General features: G+C 64.3%; 18 protein-coding genes, 1 pseudogene and 1 riboswitch. Of the genes and pseudogenes, 3 read left to right on the top strand and 16 right to left on the bottom strand.

Annotated elements, in window-relative coordinates; translation table 11 throughout:
- Positions 1-812 (top strand): c-type cytochrome (locus C0617_RS00815; RefSeq protein WP_291315123.1); only part of this gene is annotated, 812 nt, incomplete at its 5' end.
- Between the two features lie 159 nt (positions 813-971).
- Here the strand turns inward: C0617_RS00815 and speA are convergent.
- The 4 genes from speA to C0617_RS00795 form a co-directional block, all read right to left on the bottom strand.
- Complete coding sequence (speA, locus tag C0617_RS00810; protein WP_291315122.1) at positions 972-2,885, bottom strand: biosynthetic arginine decarboxylase; 1,914 nt, start codon at positions 2,883-2,885, stop codon at positions 972-974.
- A 182-nt stretch (positions 2,886-3,067) separates the two neighbouring features.
- Positions 3,068-3,928 carry a polyamine aminopropyltransferase gene (speE, locus tag C0617_RS00805; protein ID WP_291315121.1) on the bottom strand — a complete coding sequence of 287 codons (861 nt, stop codon included), beginning with the start codon at positions 3,926-3,928 and terminating at the stop codon, positions 3,068-3,070.
- A gap of 42 nt (positions 3,929-3,970) precedes the next feature.
- Positions 3,971-4,369, bottom strand: a complete 399-nt coding sequence (gene speD, locus C0617_RS00800; protein ID WP_291315120.1) for an adenosylmethionine decarboxylase — start codon at positions 4,367-4,369, stop codon at positions 3,971-3,973.
- A 52-nt stretch (positions 4,370-4,421) separates the two neighbouring features.
- Complete coding sequence (locus C0617_RS00795; RefSeq protein WP_291315119.1) at positions 4,422-4,964, bottom strand: XRE family transcriptional regulator; 543 nt, start codon at positions 4,962-4,964, stop codon at positions 4,422-4,424.
- A 272-nt stretch (positions 4,965-5,236) separates the two neighbouring features.
- On the opposite strand from C0617_RS00795, the gene proC reads away from it, so the two are divergent.
- Positions 5,237-6,049, top strand: a complete 813-nt coding sequence (proC, locus tag C0617_RS00790; protein ID WP_291315118.1) for a pyrroline-5-carboxylate reductase — start codon at positions 5,237-5,239, stop codon at positions 6,047-6,049.
- 71 nt (positions 6,050-6,120) lie between these two features.
- Here the strand turns inward: proC and C0617_RS00785 are convergent, their stop codons facing one another.
- From C0617_RS00785 to dprA, 10 genes and pseudogenes are all read right to left on the bottom strand, one after another.
- Complete coding sequence (locus tag C0617_RS00785; protein ID WP_291315117.1) at positions 6,121-7,431, bottom strand: hypothetical protein; 1,311 nt, start codon at positions 7,429-7,431, stop codon at positions 6,121-6,123.
- The gene (locus C0617_RS00780; RefSeq protein WP_291315116.1) at positions 7,428-8,063 is read right to left on the bottom strand and encodes an HAD-IA family hydrolase; all 636 of its coding nucleotides are present in this window, start codon (positions 8,061-8,063) and stop codon (positions 7,428-7,430) included. Before C0617_RS00780 ends, C0617_RS00785 begins: the two co-directional genes overlap by 4 nt.
- Positions 8,064-8,180: 117 nt before the next feature.
- Positions 8,181-9,563 carry a sodium-dependent transporter gene (locus C0617_RS00775; protein ID WP_291315115.1) on the bottom strand — a complete coding sequence of 461 codons (1,383 nt, stop codon included), beginning with the start codon at positions 9,561-9,563 and terminating at the stop codon, positions 8,181-8,183.
- 4 nt (positions 9,564-9,567) lie between these two features.
- Positions 9,568-10,259 (bottom strand): annotated as a pseudogene (locus tag C0617_RS00765) (YggS family pyridoxal phosphate-dependent enzyme).
- Between the two features lie 49 nt (positions 10,260-10,308).
- Complete coding sequence (locus C0617_RS00760; RefSeq protein ID WP_291315112.1) at positions 10,309-10,950, bottom strand: Maf family nucleotide pyrophosphatase; 642 nt, start codon at positions 10,948-10,950, stop codon at positions 10,309-10,311.
- 105 nt (positions 10,951-11,055) lie between these two features.
- The gene (locus C0617_RS00755; RefSeq protein ID WP_291315111.1) at positions 11,056-12,795 is read right to left on the bottom strand and encodes a diguanylate cyclase; all 1,740 of its coding nucleotides are present in this window, start codon (positions 12,793-12,795) and stop codon (positions 11,056-11,058) included.
- Between the two features lie 367 nt (positions 12,796-13,162).
- Positions 13,163-14,524, bottom strand: coding sequence for a methylenetetrahydrofolate--tRNA-(uracil(54)-C(5))-methyltransferase (FADH(2)-oxidizing) TrmFO (trmFO, locus tag C0617_RS00750; protein ID WP_291315110.1), 1,362 nt, complete (start codon positions 14,522-14,524; stop codon positions 13,163-13,165).
- A gap of 107 nt (positions 14,525-14,631) precedes the next feature.
- Positions 14,632-17,070 carry a type I DNA topoisomerase gene (topA, locus tag C0617_RS00745; protein WP_291315109.1) on the bottom strand — a complete coding sequence of 813 codons (2,439 nt, stop codon included), beginning with the start codon at positions 17,068-17,070 and terminating at the stop codon, positions 14,632-14,634.
- A 142-nt stretch (positions 17,071-17,212) separates the two neighbouring features.
- Positions 17,213-17,695, bottom strand: coding sequence for a DUF494 family protein (locus C0617_RS00740; RefSeq protein ID WP_291315108.1), 483 nt, complete (start codon positions 17,693-17,695; stop codon positions 17,213-17,215).
- A 14-nt stretch (positions 17,696-17,709) separates the two neighbouring features.
- Positions 17,710-18,807: a DNA-processing protein DprA gene (gene dprA / locus C0617_RS00735; RefSeq protein WP_291315107.1), complete on the bottom strand. Its 1,098-nt coding sequence runs from the start codon at positions 18,805-18,807 to the stop codon at positions 17,710-17,712.
- 136 nt (positions 18,808-18,943) lie between these two features.
- Positions 18,944-19,023: riboswitch (cyclic di-GMP riboswitch) on the top strand.
- Positions 19,024-19,141: 118 nt separating this feature from the next.
- Here dprA and C0617_RS00730 point away from each other — a divergent pair.
- Positions 19,142-19,429: a hypothetical protein gene (locus tag C0617_RS00730; RefSeq protein ID WP_291315106.1), complete on the top strand. Its 288-nt coding sequence runs from the start codon at positions 19,142-19,144 to the stop codon at positions 19,427-19,429.
- A 105-nt stretch (positions 19,430-19,534) separates the two neighbouring features.
- Here the strand turns inward: C0617_RS00730 and C0617_RS00725 are convergent, their stop codons facing one another.
- Positions 19,535-20,536 carry a LysM domain-containing protein gene (locus C0617_RS00725; RefSeq protein ID WP_291315105.1) on the bottom strand — a complete coding sequence of 334 codons (1,002 nt, stop codon included), beginning with the start codon at positions 20,534-20,536 and terminating at the stop codon, positions 19,535-19,537.
- Between the two features lie 71 nt (positions 20,537-20,607).
- Positions 20,608-21,297, bottom strand: coding sequence for a tol-pal system protein YbgF (ybgF, locus tag C0617_RS00720; RefSeq protein ID WP_291315104.1), 690 nt, complete (start codon positions 21,295-21,297; stop codon positions 20,608-20,610).
- Positions 21,298-21,311: the final 14 nt, after the last annotated feature.

Genomic DNA, 21,311 nt, shown 5'->3' with positions numbered 1-21,311 from the left:
CCATCCTCTTCGGCTCCGATGCGACCGCCAGCTTCGAGTACCCGGGCAAGACCTACGAGGCCCAGAACACCTTCGCGGGCCACGGGGCGGGGCTGAGCACCTGCGTCCAGTGTCACCTCCGCGGCGAGGGGGATCACACCTTCGAGCCGGAACTCGAGGATTGCTCCGCCTGCCACCAGGGCATCGCCGATTTCGACGAACTCGGCCTGCCCTTCGGGGCTGAAAACGTCGACTACGACGGTGACGGCACCGGCGAGAGCTTCCAGGGCGAGATCGACGGCCTGAATGAGGCCCTGCTGGCGGTGATGCAGGACTACGCCACCAACGTCATCGGCACCGGGATTTTCTACGACGCCGATAGCTACCCCTACTGGTTCAAGGAGGGCGGCTCCGCCTCCTTCCCCAACCGCTACGACGTCTTCGACGCGAAGCTGCTCGAGGCGGCCTTCAACTACCACAGCGCCCAGGACCCCTGCGGCGACATCCACAACTACAAGTACGTCATGCAGACCATCATCGATTCCAACGAGGACCTGGGCGGGGACGTCTCCGGGTTGACCCGGCCCGGCGCGGAGCCCGAGCCGGAGCCGGAGCCGGAGCCTTCCGACGGGGCCGCCCTTTACAGCGACGGCGGCTGCGCTACGTGCCACCAGGCTGACGGTTCGGGCGTCACCGGGGTCTTCCCGAACATCCAGAACGCCACCCTGGCCGGACTGCAGGCGGCGCCGACGGCCGTTTCGGCCCACGCCCCCGTCGCAGCCTGGACGACAGAGGAAGCGCAGGCCGTGGTCGATTTCCTGGCTGCGCCCTGACGGGCACCCGCCAATCGGCGGGCGTTGACGGAAAAAAAGGAAAGGGTGGGCAACATGCCCACCCTTTCCTTTTTCAATCCATAACCGGTTCATGGGCGACTGATCGTTGGTCCTGAATGGGCGGCTTTGCCCCCCGGATGATCTGCCTGGTTCTTCAGACTATCTTTCGAAATAGGTATATCCTTTCAGGTTGGACGAGAACTCTTCGAGCATCGCCTGGCGCTCTGGCACGGTGATCCTGCCCCGGCGCACGGCCGCTTCGGCCTTGTTGCGGAAATCCTCGAAGAGACTGTCCGGGGAGTACTCCACGTAGCTGAGCACATCTCCGATGCTGTCGCCGGAGATCTCCTTCATCACGTCGAATCCGCCGTCCTCGTTGATGCGCACGCTGACCACGTGAGTGTCGCCGAAGAGATTGTGCAGGTCCCCCAGTGTCTCCTGGTAGGCCCCCATCAGGAAAACCCCCATAAGATAATCTTCGCCATCCCTGAGGGGATGCACCGGCAGGGAGGGGCGCTCGCCGTGAGCGCCGATGAAGCGGTCGAGTTTGCCGTCGCAGTCGCAGGTCAGGTCGGAGATGATGGCCTCGCGATCGGGGCGTTCGGTGTGGCGGTGCAGCGGCATGACGGGAAAGACCTGGCCGATGGCACAGGTGTCCGGCAGCGACTGGAAAACGCTGAAATTGCCATAATAGATATCGGCGAGACTTGCCTTCAACTGAGCAAGGTCTTCCGGCACGTCCTCCCGCTCTTCGAGGCGCGCGAGAATCGAACGGGCCGCCGCGAGAAAGAGGTTCTCCGACAGTGACCGCATGCGCAGGGAGATTTGCCCGCCCCGGAAGAGGTCACGCACGGTGTCTCGGCACCGGAGGGCTTCGCTGTAATCCCGGGAGAGGTTCCCGCCGTCGGGGCGGGAGTGGAGTTCGTGCAGGCGCCGAACCTGCTCGGGGACTGCCGGGGGGAGCTGGGACGGCAGGTCGATCGGTTCGAAGCGCATGGCGTCGAGAATGTCGAAGAGGAGCATGGACGAATAGGCCACGGTAGCCCGCCCCGATTCGGTGACCAGGTGGGGGTGGGGGACATCCTGCATGTCCAAAATTTCCCCGGCGACTTCGACGATGGCGTTGGAGTAGTCCTCGCGGGTATAGTCGCGCGAGTGGACGTGGTTGGTCCGTGAACCCATGTAGTCGACGGCGAGGCCGCCTCCGAGGTCGAGGTAGCCCATGGGCGCCCCCTCCAAAACCAGATCGGCATAAAAGCGGCAGGCTTCCCGTACCCCGCCGCGGATATCCTCGATGTGGGGGATCTGTGAGCCGAGGTGGCAGTGCAGCAGTTGCAGGCAGTCGAGCATCCCCTCCTCTTTGAGGGTATCGACAAGCGCGACCAGTTGGGCGGTGCTCAGGCCGAAGCTGCTGCGGTCGCCGCTCGTTTCCGTCCAGAGGCCGCCGACCCGGGCAGAAACCTTGACCCTCGCTCCGATCAGCGGCCGGATTCCCAGCGCCCTGCTTCGCTCCAGCAGGATCGGAAGCTCCGCGGGAGATTCGATGACGAAAAAACAGCTGTAGCCGAGTTTTTGCGCCCAGAGCCCCAGGTCGATGAACTCCCGATCCTTGTAGCCGTTGCAGATCAGCAGGCCGCCATCTCCCAGGGCCGCAAGGGCGAGGATCAGTTCGGCCTTGCTGCCGGCCTCGAGCCCGTGCCGGTAGCGGGCGCCGAAATGGGTGATCTCTTCGATGACCTGGCACTGCTGGTTGACCTTGACGGGGAACACCCCCCGATAGCTCCCGCGGTAGCCGGCCCGGGCGATGGCGCTGCGGAAGGCCTCGTTGAGCTGAACGATTTGCGCATCGAGGAGGTTCTCGACACTCAGCAGGACCGGCAGGGCGTGCCCTCGCTCTTGGATGCCGGATACGATCTCCATGAGGGAGACGGCCGCCTCGCCGGCGGGGAACTGGACCTTGACGGTGACATCCCCCCGGTCGTTCAGGTCGAAATATCCGGCTCCCCAGCCGCAGATGCCGTACAGGGAGGCCGAGTCCTCGGGAGTCCAGGGGGGTGCGGACGGTTTGGTCATCGGTCTGAATCTTTCGCTGAGAGGGGTCGCATTAAACTCGAATGGTCTGAGATTACAGAACAATAACAGGTTTTCCGGGTAAAAAAAAGAAGAGGCCGGCTCCACGCGGCGCCGGCCCCCCATTTGAATCGGAATCGATGGGAAAGGGACAGGGTTCTGCCTGTTCCTTTGATCCGCTCAGGTCAAGGCTCCGGCTGCTCCTCCGCGATATTCTCCCGGGCGAAGGTCGGCAGCATGAATGCCCCCAGGTGAAGGTCCTCGTTGTAGTACCGGGTGCGGAAGCCCCTCTTTGCTGCCCTCTCGCGGTCGAAGTCGCGCACCGGGTGGTGTCTCTTGCTGGCGAAGGCGAAGCTCCACAGGCCGGAGGGATAAGTCGGGATGAAGGCCTGGTACATTTCTACGATGGGAAAGACCGAGCGCAGGTTGGCGTACATTTTTTTCTGGATTTCGGGGTGGTAGAAGGGGGACTCGCTCTGCGCGACCATGATCCCGTCCTCTTTCAGGGCGGCGAAAACGGTGCGGTAGAAGTCCTCTTCGAACAGGCCGACGGCCGGGCCGATGGGGTCGGTGGAGTCGACGAGAATGACGTCGAATTCGCCCCGGTGCTCGCGGATGTAGGCGATGCCGTCGTCCACGTGGAGCTTGACCTTCGGGTTGCTGCCGTCGATCTCGCAGGCCATGGACGGGAGCAGTTCGACCGACTTGTCGATGACCAGCCCGTCGATCTCGCACAGGACCGCCTCTTCGACCGAAGGGTGTTTGACGATCTCGCGGATCGTGCCGCCGTCGCCGCCGCCGATGACCAGGACCTTTTTGGGGGCGGGATGGGTGAAGAGGGCCGGGTGGACGATCATGTCGTGGTAGACGAACTCGTCCCGCTCGGTGACCATCACCAGCCCGTCGAGGAGCATCATCCGACCGTACTCGAGGGTCTCGACGATGTCGAGCTGCTGGAATTCGCTCTTGCCGGAGAAGAGGGTTTTGCTCACCTTCATGGCGATGCCGACGTTCTCCGAATGCTTTTCGGTGTACCACATGTACATGTCTAAACCTCGGGAGTCAGGAGTCAGGAGACCTTCGAGCTCTCAGCTGGCTTGCTTCAGATAGGCCGGTTTGTGGTGCAACTCGCCGACGACCTCGAGTTGACCGCGCTTCATCTCCATGGTCGAAGCCCGCAGGGAGCCGAGCCCCGCCTTCAGGTGCCGGTAGGCGGCCTCGGGCACGACCGTGTCCCCGCAGGTGAAGAGGTCGACGGCGGCGTAACCGTATTCGGGCCAGGTGTGGATCGCCAGGTGGCTCTCGGCGATGATCACGGCCCCCGAGACCCCGTGGGGGCTGAAGGTGTGGAAGGTCTGGGTGACGATGGTGGCTCCGGCGGCCCGGGCCGCTCCGCACATGATCTCCTCGATTTTCCGCGGATCGTTCAGGACGGCGGAGTCGCACTCGTAAAACTCGGCGACGATTTGCTGGCCCAGAGATTTCATGGCTTGGTTCCTTTCTGTGCTGAAATCCGGCCCTCGGGGCCGGTCTTGCTCTTTAGCAGAAGAAGGTCGGCGGAGAGACGACCCAGAGGATCTGGACGGCGCCGCGGCCGGGATTGCGAACCGTGTGGCGGCGGTCCGAGGGAAAGAAAAAACATTCGTGCCTGCGCACCGTGTGGGTCTTGTCGTCGAGCACCAGTTCGACGCGGCCGCTCAGCACGAAACCGAACTCCTCTCCTTCGTGGATAGGCTGCTCGTCCATGGCTTTGCCCGGTTCCAGGGTCACCAGGACGGGGTCCATGGTGCGGTTCTGGGCCCCGGGGACGAGCAACTCGACCCGCAGGCCTCCGTCCTCGGTGGCGACCACCCGCCGCTCCTTGCCGAAGACCACATCCAGTTCGGGGGTTTCGGCGAAAAACTCGGAGAGGCTTACGCCCAGAACGTCGAGCAGATCCTCGAGGGTGCTGATGGCGGGGGAGGTAGCGTCGTTTTCGAGCTGGGAGATGTACCCCTTGGTCAAATCGGCGCGGCTGGCCAGCTCCTCCTGGGTGAGGGAGTTGGAGAGGCGCAGCTTTTTGAGTTTTTCACCGATCTTCAAAGAGGACTCCCCTAGTTTAGCAGTGGTAAACCTTTTGTCAGGCAGCTGGTTTACCAATTGTAAACAATATGTTTATCAGTTCAATGTCGCAAGGGCGGATTTATACGCCCATTTTGACCCTCTGTCAATAATATTTTCTTCGCCCGCTCCCGTTCTGCCCACCCTCCCCTTGACAGGGGCTGGAGTTTTCTGTTTACTAGCCCGGTGTCAGGGAAAGTACATGTTTTCTTTGCCGCTTTCCGGCCTGGATAAATAGAGGAAAGGATCTTTTCATGGATAATATCGGAAAAATCGGGTTCGTCGGCGGGGGGAATATGGCGGAGGCCATCCTCAAGGGGCTTTTGAAGGGGACGCTCCCCGTCTCGCGGGTCATGGTGGCCGATCCGAGCGACGAGCGCCGGCATCTTCTCAAGGAGCGCTACGGGGTGGAGGCGGTTATCGACAACCGCGAGGCGGTCAAGGCCTGCGACCTGGTCGTCCTGGCCGTCAAGCCGCAGCTGGTCGGCGAGGTTCTGTCCGGCCTGGCAAAGGCTTTCTCCGGCTCCAAGCTGCTGATCTCCATTCTCGCCGGGGTCTCGACGGCATCGCTCGAGGAAGCCTTCGACGGATCCCCCCGGGTGATCCGGGCGATGCCCAATATCCCGGCACTGGTCGGGGAGGGGGCGACGGCCGTTTGCCCGGGCCGCTACGCTTCGACCGACGACCTGCTGACCGCCCGCCACCTTTTTGAAGCGGTGGGGACGGTGGAGGCGGTGGGTGAGCAGCAGATGGATGCCGTCACCGGGGTCTCCGGGTCGGGGCCGGCCTACGTCTTCACCGTTATCGAGGCCCTCGCCGACGGCGGGGTACAGGAGGGGCTGCCGCGCGACGCGGCGCTTGCCCTTGCGGTGCAGACGGTGCTGGGGGCCGCGCACCTGGTCCGGGAGAGCGGCGAGCACCCGGCGGTTCTGCGCGACCGGGTCTGCTCCCCCGGCGGGACCACCATCGCCGCGGTCAAGGTCCTGGAGGAGAAGGGGCTGAGATCCGCCCTCATGGATGCGGTTTCCGGGGCGGCCCGGCGCTCCCGGGAGTTGGGGGAGCGCTAGACGGAAAGACCATATGGAAATGGATGGCAAGGGCCGGTCGGAAACGACCGGCCCTTTGTTTTGGTGGAACCTCAGCCGTCCTCCCCGGCCCCGCGCCCCCACTCGGGAAAGAGACGGCGGCGCTGGGACAGGAGGTAGCCGGCTTCGAGCAGTTCGGCGGCGAGCAGCAGGACGATGGCTACGGCGATTCCGGGCAGGGGGAGGGGGACGAGGGTCAAAAGGAGCCAGGCGGCGAGGATTGAGAGCATCTTGTAAAGGGTGGAGCGTCCGAGCAGGGCGGTTCGGTGGGCCCCGGCGAAAAAGCCGCGCAGCAGGTTGGAGAGACCGTAAAGAAGGGGGAAGAGGGCGCAGCCCGCCAGGGGCAGGGCGAGGTAGAGGCGCAGCTCGGTCTCCAGTCCCATGACCCGGCCGAGGACCGCGGCGTTGAGGGGGAAGGCGACGAGCAGCATGAGAATTCCCATGGCGGTGCCGGTGCGCAGGAAGAAGCCGACCAGCACCCGGTAGTCTCGGTGGTCCCGCACCAGGGTCAGGTAGGCCTGCTGCAGGTTGCGCATCGGCCCGGCGAGCAGGAAGATGAAGCCGCGGATGATTCCGAAGGCCGCCAGGGCGAGGGCCCCGTCGGGGAAGCGGCCGATGATCGCGGCGATGAGCAGGGGGATGGTCTGCTGCAGGCAGGAGGAGTAGGCCAGGGGGAAGGCGAAGCGCAGGATCTCCCCCGTCCCCTTCTCCTCCTCGCCACCGTCGAGGGGCGGGCGGCAGCGCCAGGCAAAGAGGCCCATTAGGGCCGTTTCCGTCGCCACGCAGGACAGCAGGGCGAAGGCCCCCAGGGTCGCTCCCGCGAAATAGCGGCTGCCGAGGGCGAGGTAGCCGAAGAGGGCGGCGATGCGCACCCCCGTGGCGAAGGAGACGAGCCCGGTGCGCCGGGCGCGGATGACGAGCCCCTGGAAGAGGCCGCGAAAGCCGGTGATGAAGGGGAGCAGGGCGAGGAATCCGACCACCGAGCGGGCCTCGGCGGTGATCTCGGGCGAGACCCCGAGGAGCCTGCTGAAGAGGAGGTCGCCGAGAGGGGTGTAGGCGATGAGGCCGAGCATGATCGAGACGTAGGCGGCCACCAGCAGGACGAAGACGATCGTCCCTTTGAGGGAGCGGCGGCCCCTGACCATGGCGATGGTCACCGTGTGGTTCTGGTAGCTCGGGGAGGCGAAGAAGAGATGGACGATCATTCCCACCGAGAAGGCGGCCAGAATGCGCACGGCGTCCTCCTGGCGGGCGAGGGCGGCGTTGATGACCGAGTGGGAGACGCTCATCAGCTGCACGTTGAGCAGCAGGGGGAAGAAAAAGAGCGCGGTCTCTTTCAGGGTGATGGAGCGAGGACCTCTCACCGGGGCTCCGCCGGAAAGAGGCGGGGCAGGTCGGAGGGGGTGGCGGCGAAGAAGTCGCCCGGCTCCCCGCCGTCGTTGCCGAAACCCCAGGCGCAGAAGCAGACCCGCATCCCGGCGGCCCGTCCGGCGCGCAGGTCGGTGTGGTGGTCGCCGATCATCACCGCCGATGCGGGGCCGGTCCCCAATCGGTCAAGGGCCGCCAGGAGGGGGCCGGGGTGGGGCTTTTTTCTGTCGCCATCGGGGCCGATCACCACGGGAAAGTAGCGCAGGAGGTCCAGGGCTTCGAGGAGTCCCCGGGCCAGGGCCAGGGGCTTGTTGGTAACCACGGCCATCCGGCGCTCCCGGTGCAGTTCGAGGAATTCGCGGATGCCGGGGTAGACGGAGGTCTGCTCCGCCAGGTGCTCACCGTAGAGGGCGAGAAAGCGCGTCAGCCGCTCGTCGCTGAACAGTCCCTCGGGGAGGGCACGCTGGAGCAGTATGGACGCCCCGTCGCCGACATAGCCGCGCACCGTCTCCCGTGTCAGGGGGGGGAGGGCCATCTCGCCACGCAGCAGGTTGAGGGCGGCGGTCAGGTCCGGCAGGGAGTCGGTGAGGGTGCCGTCGAGGTCGAAGAGGAAGGTGTCGAAATGCATGGTTTTTCAGGGCCCGTTGAGGTGAAGGGTTTAACCCGGTGGCGCAAAGGTGATGGGAGAAGGTGTAAGGGAAAGGTCGAATGGCGTAGGGTTCCGGGATGTTTCTTTCTGCCGGACTCAGAAGAGGGCGCCGAGCCAGTCGAAGAGCCCCGTCTCTTTCGCCTTGAAGTACAGGACGACGGCGACGGCCAGCGGCGAGACGTAGCGGATGAGAAGGTGCCAGACCGGGTAGACCCATCCGGCGCCCCCGGCGATGAGTTCTTCCTTCTCCTCCGAACCCCTCCAGAACCATCCCACGTAGATCGCGATGAGCAGGCCGCTGATCGGCAGCAGGTAATTGGAGGCGATCAGGTCGGCCGAGTCGAAGAAGACCCGGTCGCCGATGACCTTCCATTCCGAGAGGCTGTTGTAGGAGAGGGCGGTCGGGATGCCGACCACGAAGGCGAGCCCTGCGAGGAACGCGCTGGCCCGCTTGCGTCCCCAGCCCCGCTCGTCGATGAGGTAGGCGACCTGGGCCTCGAGCAGCGAGATGTTGCTTGTCAGCGCGGCGAAGGCGAGGAGGAGGAAGAAGAAGATCGCCAGCAGGTGTCCGCCGGGGATCTGGGAGAAGACGACGGGCACGGTTTTGAAGACGAGTCCGGGGCCTGCGGCCGGCTCCATGCCGACGGAGAAGACGACGGAGAAGATGGCCAGCCCCGCCATGAGGGCGATGACGGTGTCGAGGACCACCACCCGCAGGCTCGCCGCCAGCAGGTCCTCCTTGCGGCTGAGGTAGGAGCCGTAGGTGATCATCGCCGCCATGCCGAGCGACAGGGTGAAGAAGGCGTGGCCGAGGGCCTCGAGGACAGAGCCGGGGGTCAGCTTTGCGAAGTCGGGGCGGAACATGAAGGTGATCCCCTCCCAGGCTCCCTTGCTGAGCATGCCGTTCATGAAGAGGAGGAAGAGGAGGAAGAGGAGGACCGGCATGAGGATCTTGCTCCAGCGCTCGATCCCCTTCTGCACCCCGCCGATGACGATCCCCAGGCACAGGCACATGAAGCAGAAGTGCCACAGCAGCTGCCTGGGGCCGTCGGCGATCAGGCCGCTGAACATCGACTCGATAGCCTCGGCCGGCTGGCCGATGAAGGCTCCCGAGACGGCCCGGTAGACGTAGTCGAGGGTCCAGCCGGCCACCACCGAATAGTAGGAGCAGATGATGAAGGCCGCCCCGACGCTCACCCACCCCGCCGACTGCCAGAAGGAGCGCTTGCCCTCGATCTGGATAAAGGCGCCGACGGCGTCGCGCCGGGTGTGGCGGCCGATCATCAGTTCGGCCATCATGATCGGCAGGCCGACGACGGCGATGCACAGGAGGTAGACGAGGACGAAGGCGCCGCCGCCGTTCTCGCCGGCGATGTAGGGAAACTTCCAGACGTTGCCCAGACCGACGGCGCTGCCGGCCGCGGCCAGCACGAAGCCGAGGCGGCTCGCCCACAGGGCGCGTGGTTGGGTGGTGTTCATCGGGTCATCTCCTGATCCTCTCGCCGAAGATCGCGGTGCCGACCCGCACCAGGGTGGCACCCTCCTCCACGGCGACCTCGAAGTCGTGACTCATGCCCATGGAGAGCTCCGCCATCTCCACCCCGGGGATGGCAAGGGCGGCTACGCCGGCCGCCAGCTCCCGCAGCCGGCGGAAGTAGGGGCGCACCTCCTCGGGGTCGGGGCAGTAGGGGGGGAGGGTCATCAGGCCGCAGATGCGGATGTTGGGCAGAGCGGATACATGGCGCACGAGGGTTCCCAGGTCGGCCTCCCCGGCGCCTGCCTTGGTCGCTTCCCCCCCAGGTTGAGTTGAATCAGAACCGAGGCCTTCCGTTCGAGTTTGCCCCACTGGCGGTCGATCTCCTTGGCGAGGGAGAGGCGGTCCACCGAGTGGATCAGGGCCGTCCTGCCCCGCAGGTACTTGACCTTGTTGGTCTGCAGTCCGCCGACGAAGTGCCACTCCACCGGGGCTCCCACCTGTTCGGTCTTGGCGGAAAATTCCTGGGCGTAGCTTTCTCCGAACAGGGTCTGGCCCGCGATATAGGCCTCTTCGACCATTTCCGCCGGTTTGGTTTTGGAAACCGCAACGAGGCGTACCGAAGCCGGGTAGCGCCCGGCGCGGGCACAGGCGGCTGTGATGCGGTCATTGATGGCCCGTATGTTCGATTCGATGGACATGGCGTCACCGCTCAGGATATGGACTTGAGGGCAGGAAAAGGGCCCTGCCCTAGGGGGCGCCGGCGAAGAGTCTGGCGGCCCCGAGGTTCTCGAGCACCTCCACCACCTCGCACAGGGGCAGGCCGACGACGTTGGTGTAGCTTCCCTCGATGGCGAGGACCATAAAGGCGCCGATGCCCTGGATTGCGTAGGAGCCGGCCTTGTCGAAGGGCTCGCCCGTGGCAATGTACCCTGCGATTTCTTGCTCTGTCAACTCCTTGAACCGCACTGCCGTGACCGCCGCGCCGGCCACGCAGCCGCCGTCGTGGCGGTCATGGACGGCGTAGCCGGACAGCACCCGGTGGCTGCGCCCGGAGAGGGAGCGCAGCATGTCCGCCGCCTCCGGGGCGTCCTTCGGCTTGCCGAGGATGTCGCCGTCGCGCAGCACGATCGTGTCGCTGCCGATGAACCAGCGCCCCGCCACGTCGTCCCGGGATGCGACCTCACGGGCTTTGTCTCTGCTCAATCGTATCACGTGCTGCTCCGGTGTCTCCCCGGGCAACTCTTCCTCGGGGGCCCGGCTCGGCACCACGTCGAATTCGATGCCGACAGAGGCGAGCAGCTCCCGGCGTCGGGGGGAGGCGGAGGCGAGGACTATTCCCCGGGTCTTTCCGGAAGCGGTGGACGCTCCTTTTTTTTCAAGAGGCTTCATTGTCGTCTTTCGGAGGTGGTCGAAAAATGTTTGGGGGGTTCGGCTGCTTCATGAAGGGCGTTATTATGCCTCAAAGGGCGGGGAAGGGGAAGCTGCAAGAAGGGATCAGAGGAAGACGATTTTTTCTTGTGGGGACTTTGTGCCGAAGAGGTAAACCCGGTTTCGGCCACCGTTCTTCGCCCGGTAAAGGGCCTGGTCGGCATTCTGGATCAGGGCGTCTGCGGTATTGCCGTCATGGGGATAGCCTGCAATGCCGATGCTGATGGTCAGCTTTTCAGTGGGGAAACGATCCTCCTTGGGGAAGGCCGTCTTCTCGATGGTTGCGCGGATGCGTTCGGCGACCAGCTTGGCCTCCTGCTTGGAGGTGCCGGGAAGGAGGATGCAGAATTCGTCGCCTCCGTAGCGGGTGGCTGCGTCCATGTCCCGGGCCGCGCTCTTGATGAGCGCCGCACTTTTGCGCAGGACCTCGTCGCCCACGGAGTGCCCGAAGAGATCATTGTAGGCCTTGAAGTTGTCCAGGTCGATCAGCATGATGCAGAAGTTGAAATTCTGCCTGCCCGAGCGGCCGAACTCCTCCTCGAGACGCTTGGTCAGGTAGCGCCGATTGTAGAGCCCGGTGAGAGGATCGGTGATGGCCTGGTTTTCAATGGTCCTGGTCCGTTCCAGGGCGGTCGTCTGCTCCAAGAGAATGGCGATGAAGGAAGTGAAGGTTTTGAGAAGGGCCAGATCGGTCCTGCTGAATGATTTTTTATCCCGTTTGTCCGAAAGGTTGATGACCCCGATCGAATGGCCTTGGCTCTTGATCGGAACGCTGATAAAGGACTTGGTCTGGAAGCGGGGGCGAGGGGAAAAGGTCAGTTGATCGTTTTTCTCGACATCTGTGACCAGCAGGGGATGGCCCTGCTGGAAAACCCTTCCGGCGATTCCCGTGCCGACCCGGACCTTGAGGGAACGGGCCAGGGCCGGGTTCATCCCCCTGGCGGCGGCGATCCAGAGGTTCTCTCTGCTGGGGTCGATGAGCATCAGGGAGCCCCGGGAGGTCTGAAGAAGGTCGGTGGCCTTATGGATGATTGCCGCGGAGAGTTCTTTCAGGTTTTTTATCTGTGTGAAGGAGTCGATCGTCTTCAGGAGCTGGGAAGAAAGAGCACTGACCTTTTGAAGTTTCTCCTGCTGGCTCAGGAGGGCCAGTCGGGTCGAGGTCCGGTCGCACAACAGGCGCACGGCAGCGAGGTCATCCGGCTGGATGGTCGGGCTGACCAGGACGAGAAGGCCAAAGTTCCGGTCCTGGCTTTTCATGGGAATGCTGACCGGTTCTCCTCCCGGGAGCGGAGGGAGGATGGGACGGGTCTCCTTCTGTTGTGCCGGGCCTTCCGGGGAGAGTGCGGGGAAGAGTGCGGCCAGGTCTTCCTGGTTCATGGCTTCGAGCTCACGGGATAACCCGTAACCGCCGACGAGGCTGTAGTCGTTTCTTCCATCCGGGGTGAAAAGGGCGAAGATCTGGCGTAGATCGAACAGAACGAGAAGGGCCTCGGTAAGGGTTTCCAGGATCCGGGTGGGAGAGGTGATTCGGTCGATTTCCTGGGAGACCCGGGACAGGGCCTGCAGGCTGCTTTGCTTTTCGGCCGGTTTTTTCTTTTCCGGGGCGGCGGTCGCGAGAATTTTCTGGATGGAGCGAATGGCTTTCTCCAGGTGGGCCACGGATTGGGGGGGGGAGTCTTCGCGGCCTCCGCAACCGACCAGGCAGACGGGATCGCCGGCTCCGGAGAAGACGGGGAGGGCAAAATTCAGAAAGCCCGAAGGGCAGCGGAAGATGTTGGGCTTATTGGTGCGGAGGACGTGTCCCACCGCCTCCAGGGAGAGTTTCGGGCAGTGGTTTTTGCAGCAGGAGGAGACTTCCTTGGGGCAAAAGGGGGGAACTTTCCCCCCGTCCGCCTGGGAAGCTGAAATCAGGGTGAAATGAAAGTCCGCCAGGCTGGAACCCTGTTTCAGGTTCCGTAAGAGGTCCTTGCAAACATCATCGCTTGTTCCATTGCGCTCTGTCACGATAGGCCCCGGTTTTCCGTGGCGAGGGACATTCTGAGAGCACTTCCTGGCAGTTAGAAGAGCTTTCTCGGGGAGGGCCGCTCGGGCGGTGCCGTGCGCGGCGCCGCTCAAGCACCGTCAATGATTGAACATACTCAATACGGAAGGAAAAAACAATACGCAAATTTGATTATCTTAAAGGTGTGTTTGAAGCTTCCGGGGATTCTCCGACGGGCGGAGCGAGTGTCCGGCGCCAGGATTCGAGGCTTTCCAGGGCCCGCTCGGCCATGGCCAGGCGCCGCAGGGCGCGTTTCATTCGTCGTCCCTCCAGGGGGGGGAAGAGGCCGTAGTTGACGTTCATCGGCTGGAAGTTCTCGGGACTGGAATCGGCCAGGTGGGCAAGAAGGGCTCCAAGGGCGGTGGTCGGCGGGGGGAGGGGGGACTCTTCCGACCGGCTCCAGCGGGCGGCGAAGAGTCCGGCCAGAAATCCTCCTGCCGCCGACTCCACGTAGCCTTCCACGCCGCTGAGCTGACCGGCGAAGAAGATCCGCGGGTCGCTCTTGAGCTGCAGGGTGCGCTCCAGGCAGGCCGGGGCGTTGATGAAGGTGTTTCGGTGGACGCTGCCGAGCCGGGCGAACCGGGCCTTCTCCAGTCCGGGAATGGTGCGGAAAATACGACGCTGTTCCGGGTAGGTGAGCTTGGTCTGGAAGCCGACGATGTTGAAGAGGCTGGCGTGGCGGTCCTCTTGGCGCAGCTGGACCACGGCGAAGGGCACCCGGCCGGTGCGCGGGTCGGGCAGGCCGACCGGCTTCATGGGGCCGAAGGCGAGGGTCATCTCGCCCCGGGCCGCCATCTCTTCGATCGGCATGCATCCCTCGAAATGGATCATCTTCTCGAAGTCCCGGGCGGGAACCTTCTCTGAGCGGTTCAGCGCATCGACAAAGGCCAGGTACTCGTCCCGGTCCAGGGGGCAGTTGACGTAGTCGTCCCCCCCCTTGCCGTAGCGGGAGGCTCTCCAGGCCCGGTCGAAGTCGATGGAGTCGGCTTCGACAATGGGGGCGATGGCGTCGTAGAAGTAGAGGTGCTCGGCGCCGGTGAGCCGGGCTATCTCCACTGAGAGGTCCTCGGAGGCCAGCGGCCCGGAGGCGATTACGACGGTCCCCTCGGAGGGAATGGCGGTGACTTCTTCCCGGCGCAGTTCGATAGAGGGGTGTGTCTCGATCGCCTCGGTGATGTAGGCGGCGAAGGCCTCCCGGTCCACCGCCAGGGCGCCGCCGGCGGGGACGGCGGTGGCGTCGGCCGCCTCCATGAACAGTGATCCGCAGCGCCGCAATTCCTCCTTGAGGCAGCCGACGGCGTTGTTCATCCCCGCGCCGCGCAGGCTGTTGGAACAGACCAGTTCCCCGAGCTTCTCCGAGTGATGGGCCGGTGAAAAGCGCTGCGGCTTCATCTCGTAGAGGGTGACCCGCGCCCCTTCGCGGGCCGCCTGCCAGGCGGCCTCGCAGCCGGCGAGACCGCCGCCGATGATGGTGATCCGGTTTGTGTCCTGCACGTGATGTCTCCTTCGATACGGCCGGGAAGAGCCGGGGCCAAAACGAGCGTGGCCGGACCTTGCGGTCCGGCCATCGGGGGGTGTTTTCGGGTTGGGTCAGGCCCGCCTCAGTCCTTTTTCTTGGTCGCCTTTGCCGGCGCCTTCTTGGCCACGGCCTTTTTGGCGGGAGCCTTTTTGGCCGCAGCCTTCTTGGCTGGCGCTTTCTTGGCTGGCGCTTTCTTGGCTGGCGCTTTCTTGGCTGGCGCTTTCTTGGCCGCGGCCTTCTTCGCCGGCGCTTTCTTCTCCGGTTCGACCAGCACCAGCTTGTAGTCGCACTCCTCGGCCGGGCACTTGCGATAGGTGCCGTAGCGCTTGGTCACCTTCTCCACCACCAGGGGGAATCCGCAGGTCGGGCAGGGCTCGGGGATCGGCAGGTCCCAGAGGGCGTACTTGCACTTGGGGTAGCGGTTGCAGGAGTAGAAGATCTTGCCGTAGCGGCTCTTCTTCTCCATCAACTCCCCCTCTTTGCACTCGGGGCAGGTGATGCCGAGAGCCTTCGGCTTGACCAGGGGCTGGATGTTCTTGCAGCCGGGGTAGGCCGAGCAGGCGAGGAACTTGCCGTAGCGCCCCTCCTTGATGAGCATGAGGGCCCCGCACTTGTCGCACTTCTCTTCGGAGAGGACGGGCTCTTCGCGCTCCTCACCGGAGAGGGGCTCGGTGTGGCGGCATTCGGGAAAGCCAGAGCAGGCCAGAAAGCGTCCAGCCCTTCCCAGCTTGATGACCAGTTCCTTGCCGCAGTCGGGGCAGACCTTGTCCGTCTTCTCGGTGGTGACTTCCTCCTTCGTGACCTCTTTCTCATTCTGCTTCAGCAGGCCGATGAAGGGGTCCCAGAAGGCCCGGAGCAAGGGCCGCCACTTTTCCTCTCCGCGGGAGATGGCGTCCAGGTCCTCCTCGAGCTGGGCGGTGAAGTCGTAGTCCACGTACTTGGGGAAGTGCTTGACCAGCAGGTCGCTGACGACCATCCCCACGTCCTCGGCGTAGAAGGCGCGCTTCTCCAGGCGGGCATACTTGCGCGTCACCAGGGTGTTCATGATGGAGGCGTAGGTGGAGGGGCGGCCGATACCGTACTCCTCCAGGGTCTTGACCAGGCTCGCCTCGGTGTAGCGGGGCGGGGGCTGGGTGAAATGCTGGTCGGGCAGGATCTCGCCGCTCTCCACCCCGTCCCCCTTCTCCAGGGCGGGGAGGGTTCCTTCGGGCTTTTCCTCCTCCTCGTCCGTTCCCTCGATGTACAGTTTCATGAAGCCGGGGAACCGGATGACCTGTCCGCTGACCCGGAAGGAGAAGCGCTCGCCGGCGGCGATGTCGACGGTGGTGGCGTCGAGGATGGCGGAGGCCATCTGGGAGGCGACGGTGCGGGTCCAGATGAGGCGGTAAAGGCGGAACTGGTCGGAGGAGAGGAAGGCCTTGACCTTGTCCGGGGTGTTGGCGATGGATGTGGGGCGGATGGCCTCGTGGGCCTCCTGGGCGTTCTTTGCCCGGTTCTTGAAAACCCGTGGCTTGTCCAGGGCGTATTCCGGGCCGTAGTTCTCGGTGATCACTTCCTTGGCTTCGGCCTTGGCCTCTTCGGAGAGGACGATCGAGTCGGTACGCATGTAGGTGATGAGGCCGACCGCCCCCTCGCCGATGTCGATCCCCTCGTATAGCTTCTGGGCGGTGCCCATGGTCTTGCGGGCCGAGAAGCCGATCTTGCGGCTGGCCTCCTGCTGGAGGGTGCTGGTCGTGAAGGGGGCCGCAGGGTTACGCTTCTTTTCGCTGCGCTTTACTTCGGAGACGGCGAAGCTCTGGCGGGCGATCTCCTCGGAAAGCGCCTTTGCCTGCTCTTCATCGGCGATGGCGAACTTGTCGAGCTTCTTGCCGTCGACGGCCTGGAGGCGGGCCAGGAAGTCGTCCCCGCCGGCCGAGCGCAGTTGCGCCTCGATGGTCCAGTACTCCCGTGGGACGAAGGCGGCGATCTCCTTCTCCCGCTCGCAGACGAGGCGCAGGGCCACGGACTGGACGCGGCCGGCCGAGAGGCCGTAGCGGATCTTCTTCCACAGAAAGGGGGAGAGGTTGAAGCCGACCAGGTAGTCGAGGATGGAGCGGGCCTGCTGGGCGTCCACCAGGTCGCGTGCGATGGTGCGCGGCTCGGCGATCGCCTTCTTGATGGCGCTCTCGGTGATCTCGTGGAAAGTCACCCGCCTGACCTTCGGGGAGTCGCCCTTCTCGTCGATCCCCATGGCCTCGAGCAGGTGCCAGGCGATGGCCTCTCCCTCCCGGTCGAGGTCGGTTGCGAGGATGATTTCGTCGCTTCCCCCGGCCTCTTTCTTCAGCAGGTCGATCTGCTTCTTGCTCTCGGGGAGGACGTGGTACAGGGGTTCGAAGTCGTGTTCCACGTCTACCGACCCCTGCTTGCTCGGCAGGGCCCGCACGTGGCCGTAAGAAGCAAGGACCTTGTACCCCTTGCCCAGAAACTTCTCTATGGTCTTGGCCTTGGCCGGGGATTCGACGATTACGAGTGATTTAGCCATCTGCTCCTCGGTTGGAAGGCGGGGCGGCTCGCCGGCGCCGATGCGTAGCGCCTTGCGGCGTCGCGGGGCAGCGCCCCGAACCGGCTCGGTTCACGGGATGGAAAGCAAAAAGGCCGCAGGGTCGCCCGCAGCCTTTGAAGTCTCAGTGATACAGTCTTGACCAGTCGTCGTCCAGGATACAGTCGAATTCCCGCCGCCAGTCGTTTTGGTATCGGGCGAAGAGAATCAGCACTGTGAGGGTCTTCAGCTCCTTGAGGCTCAGCTCGTCTTCGGCCGTATCGACCGCCCGGTCGATGATCTCTTCCTGGTTGGCGTCGTCGAGGAGCCCCATGGTCCGCAGCCGCAGGAGAAAGCCCCGCGCCTCCGGGGAAAGGACCCGGGCCTCTTCGGCGGTGAAAACCCTTTGGGATGAGGAGGTCATGGACGGGGCGGCTTCGGAGGGGGACTCCAGGGAATAGTCCTCCATCCAGACGAAGGCCGCGTCGATCTCCTCCTCGTCAAAACCGACCGCCAGCAATTCTTCGACGATGTCGGTCTCGGTCAGCGGGTTGCGCTCCTCCATGACGTACTGAGCGATGATGCTGACAATGGTCAGAACCCGCTCTCTTTGTGAATTTGCTGCCATAAGCCGCCGTGAGACTATGGTTTGCGGGAGCGCACGAAACGCATGCCCGGAAGCTGTTCGATCCCTCCCTGGAGTTCTAGGTGCAGTAAAATAGACGAAACCTCCATGGGTGTCAAGGCACTTTTCCGGGCCAGTTCATCGGGGTGGAGGGGGGTGTCGCCGATAAGTCCGTAGAGGGTCAGGGCGTCTCCGGCCAGGGCGGCGGCGAAGGTGTCCTGCCGCTGGCGGAGGGCCGGGGAGGGCAGGTGCGGCCAGAGCGCATCAAGGATGTCGGCCGCTCCGGTCACCAGGTTGGCCCCTTCCTTCAGAAGGCGGTTGACCCCTCCGCCGGTGGGCGAGTAGACCGGACCGGGCACGGCGAAGACGTCACGTCCCTGCTCGAGGGCGAAGTCGGCGGTAATCAGGGAGCCGCTCCCCTCGGCCGCTTCCACCACCAAGACCCCCCGGCACATGCCGCTGATGATCCGGTTGCGGCCCGGGAAATGTCTGGCCAGCGGCGGTGTCCCCGGCGGGAATTCGGAAAGAATGGCGCCTCGCTCGAGAACTTCTAGAAAGAGCCGCCTGTTTTCGGGCGGGTAGATTCGGTCGATTCCGCAGCCCAGCACTCCGACCGTGGTGCCTTCTCCATCGAGGGCGCCCTGGTGGGCGGCGGTGTCGATGCCCCGGGCCAGGCCGCTGACGATGGTGATGTCCCGGCTGGCCAGTTCCCTGCTGATCTCGGCTGTCAGCCGCCGGCCCGCGGTGGAGGCTCGGCGGGCGCCGACCACGGCCAGGGCCTCTCCGCAGGGCAGATTGCCTCGAACGTAGAGCAGCGCCGGGGGATCGTGGGTCTCCCGGAGCAGGGGCGGGTACGCCTCCCGGTCGAGGAGGGAGACGATGCGCGCGCCCGTTCTGGAGAGGCTTTCCCGGGCCTGGGTCACCGGGGGGGAGTTCTCGGCGGGCGGGGTCTGGACCTTCCCGGACCGGAATCCGGCCAACCCGGACCATCCTGCGGGTCCGGCCGCGAGGGCGGCCCGGGGGCAGCCGTAGGCCTTCATCAGGTGGATGAGGCCGATCCGTCCCAGGCCCGGGGTGAGGTGAAGGCGCAGCCAGGCTGTTTCGTCCGCAGTCATGGTGACCATCTTTACGAAAGGGGGAGGGCGATGTCAATGGCTAAAGTTAGCAATGGCTCATTTTTGTCGTGATCCTTTGGCGGGATCTTGACAGGGGGAGGGGGGGTGATATCTGTTAAGGCAAGGTCGATCGATACCTCGAAAAAGCCAAACCCCCTGTGAGGGGGGGGCGGAAAGCGCCGGGTCTTCAAAACCGAAGATGGCCGGGCTGCCGACGGGAAAACCCTGCGGCAGGCACGGTCTTTCTTTTTGGGGCTCCGGGGTTCATCTTCCGAGGAGTTGCCCGGATCGCTTGCGGGCGGCGAGCATTGACCGTGGAGAGGAGGGCGTAGTGGTGCCAAGCGTGAAGATGGCGCTCATTCTGCTTTTGTTCGTGGCCCTTGGGGGCTGCGCCTCGCCCGAGCGGACCCCCTACCGGGTGCTCCATGTCCCGGAGCACATGATCGTCGTCGATCCGGATTTCGAAGGACTCGGCCATTACCTGCCTGCGACCCCGGTCCGGCCGGCCGTTATCATCCTTCGCCAACTTCCCAATGACGATCCTCTGACCTGGGAGATCGCAGGGCACGAGGTGGGTCACCTCCTCCACGATGTCGCCGGGCTCCCCCATCCCTACGAATAGCCGCGGGGGAGGAGCCTGCAGCCAAAAAAAGGGTCCAGGCATGGCCTGAACCCTTTTTTTAATGTTCTTTTGACTCGAAGGCGCCGGTTTCCGGGCGGCTCTTCCCTAGGGGGTGACGGTGGTCACCCGGTCGCCCCGGTACAGGGGCCCGGCCGCCTTCAAAATCAGCACCGAAGCGCTCTCCTGCCCAGCCTCCAGGACCACCGCACCTCCCAGCAGCACGTCGGGCAACTGGATCTCCTCGCCCTGAAGGCCGAATTCGGATGCCGTGCGGGGCCGGGAGATGTAGAGCATGTTCCCCGCCTCCAGCCCGTCCCGGGTCCCGAGGTCCACATAGGCCAGATCGTGCTGGCCAAGGAGGATCTGGTTGCCGCGGGCACCGATCAGGGTGCCGAGGATGGGGCGGGCGGCGCTCTTGAGCTCCACTTCCCGAACCGGCGCCCTGAGGGGCATAAGGCGGGCCCCCCTTTGGATCTCCAGGAACGAGTCGGTGATGACCCCGGTGGCCACCGAGGGGTCGAGTGCGGTAATCCGCACTGTGCCGAGGGTGACGACCTGGAAGCCGAGGGGCGCATCCGTGAGGGGATGTTTGACTTCCTTGCCGACTTCGAACAGGGTGAATTCGTCGCCGGGGGCGACAGAGGCGAGGTTCTCCATGTCCAGGAAGACCTTGTCTCCCTCGGCCATCAGGAGTCGGTTGTCCACGGTGTCTATGAGGGTGCCGGCGGAGGCGACCTCGGCCCGGGTAACGAAGCCCTCCGATCCGCCGAAGGTCTTGATGGTCACCGATTGGCCCTTCTCTGGAGCCGGCGGTGCGGGGCGGGCCTCAGGCTCGTCCGGGGCGGCCTCAGGACGGGCCGGGACGATCTCGAGCCGGCCGTCGTAAATGAGTACCTTCTGGCCGGGGTAGATGAAGTGGGGATTGGTGATGAAGGGGTTGTGGGACCAGAGGTTGGGCCAGTAGTCGGGGTCGTTGATGAACCGCTCCGAAATGCCCCACAGGGTGTCGCCCTTCTTGATGACGTAGGTCTGGAGCGGCGCCTGGGCCAGGCTCGTCAGGGGAAGGAGGAGTAGGCAGAGAAACAGCAGTAACCTTGGCCAGATCATTACATTCCCTCGCGTATGCATTCTAGATAACCGATTTCGCTTCAATCGCCTCCCCGGGCACTTCGTCGCGGCTAGGGCCTGCTCAGGGACTTTTTCGCGGCGGCGCTTTCAGGGTAGAGTTCCCGCAGGGTCTGCATGGTCCGCAGGGCCCGTTCCTGCTCGTTTAGCCGTTGCAAGGCCTGGGCCATTTTCAAAAGGGCGTCGGGGGCTTTGCCGGTCTGGGGGTAGATGTCCACCACCTTCTGGAACTCGTCGGCGGCCCGGGAGAAATTTTCCTGGGAGAAGTAGCATTCTCCGAGCCAGTACTGGGCGTTTCCGGCGTAGTCGCTGCCCGGGTAGAGTCGGAGGAAGGTCTCGAAGCCGTCAATGCCCTCGGAAACCCGGTTCGAGGCGTAGTCGGCGAAGGCCTGCAGGTAGATCTTGGTGGGGGAGGGGGCGTTGCCGGGGGGCTGGGCTGGCGGCGGTGCGGGGAGGGGCGCCGTCGTCATGGTTTCGGTCTTTACCCCGGCTGCGGTGCCTTTTTGCGCCACCAGGCTCTCCTGCATGGTCTCGATCTGCACTTGTTGCTCGCCGAGGGTGTCGTGGAGATCTTGAAGCCCCTGCTGAAGCCGATTGATTTTGCTGTACAGATCCTGCTGGTCGAGTTTGATCTGAGCCATCTCCCCCGAAAAGACGGGGCCCTGGGGTTGTTGGGGCAGGGTGCATCCGGTAATGGTGGCCAGGGCCGCCATGAGGGTCAGTTTCGCCAGGTGGGTGCGCACGATGTTGTTACCTC

This window comes from Desulfuromonas sp., assembly GCF_002868845.1.
In the GTDB taxonomy this organism is placed as follows: domain Bacteria; phylum Desulfobacterota; class Desulfuromonadia; order Desulfuromonadales; family BM501; genus BM501.
The sequence above is the reverse complement of the archived record's forward strand: the minus strand, read 5'-3'. Positions and strand labels throughout refer to the sequence as shown.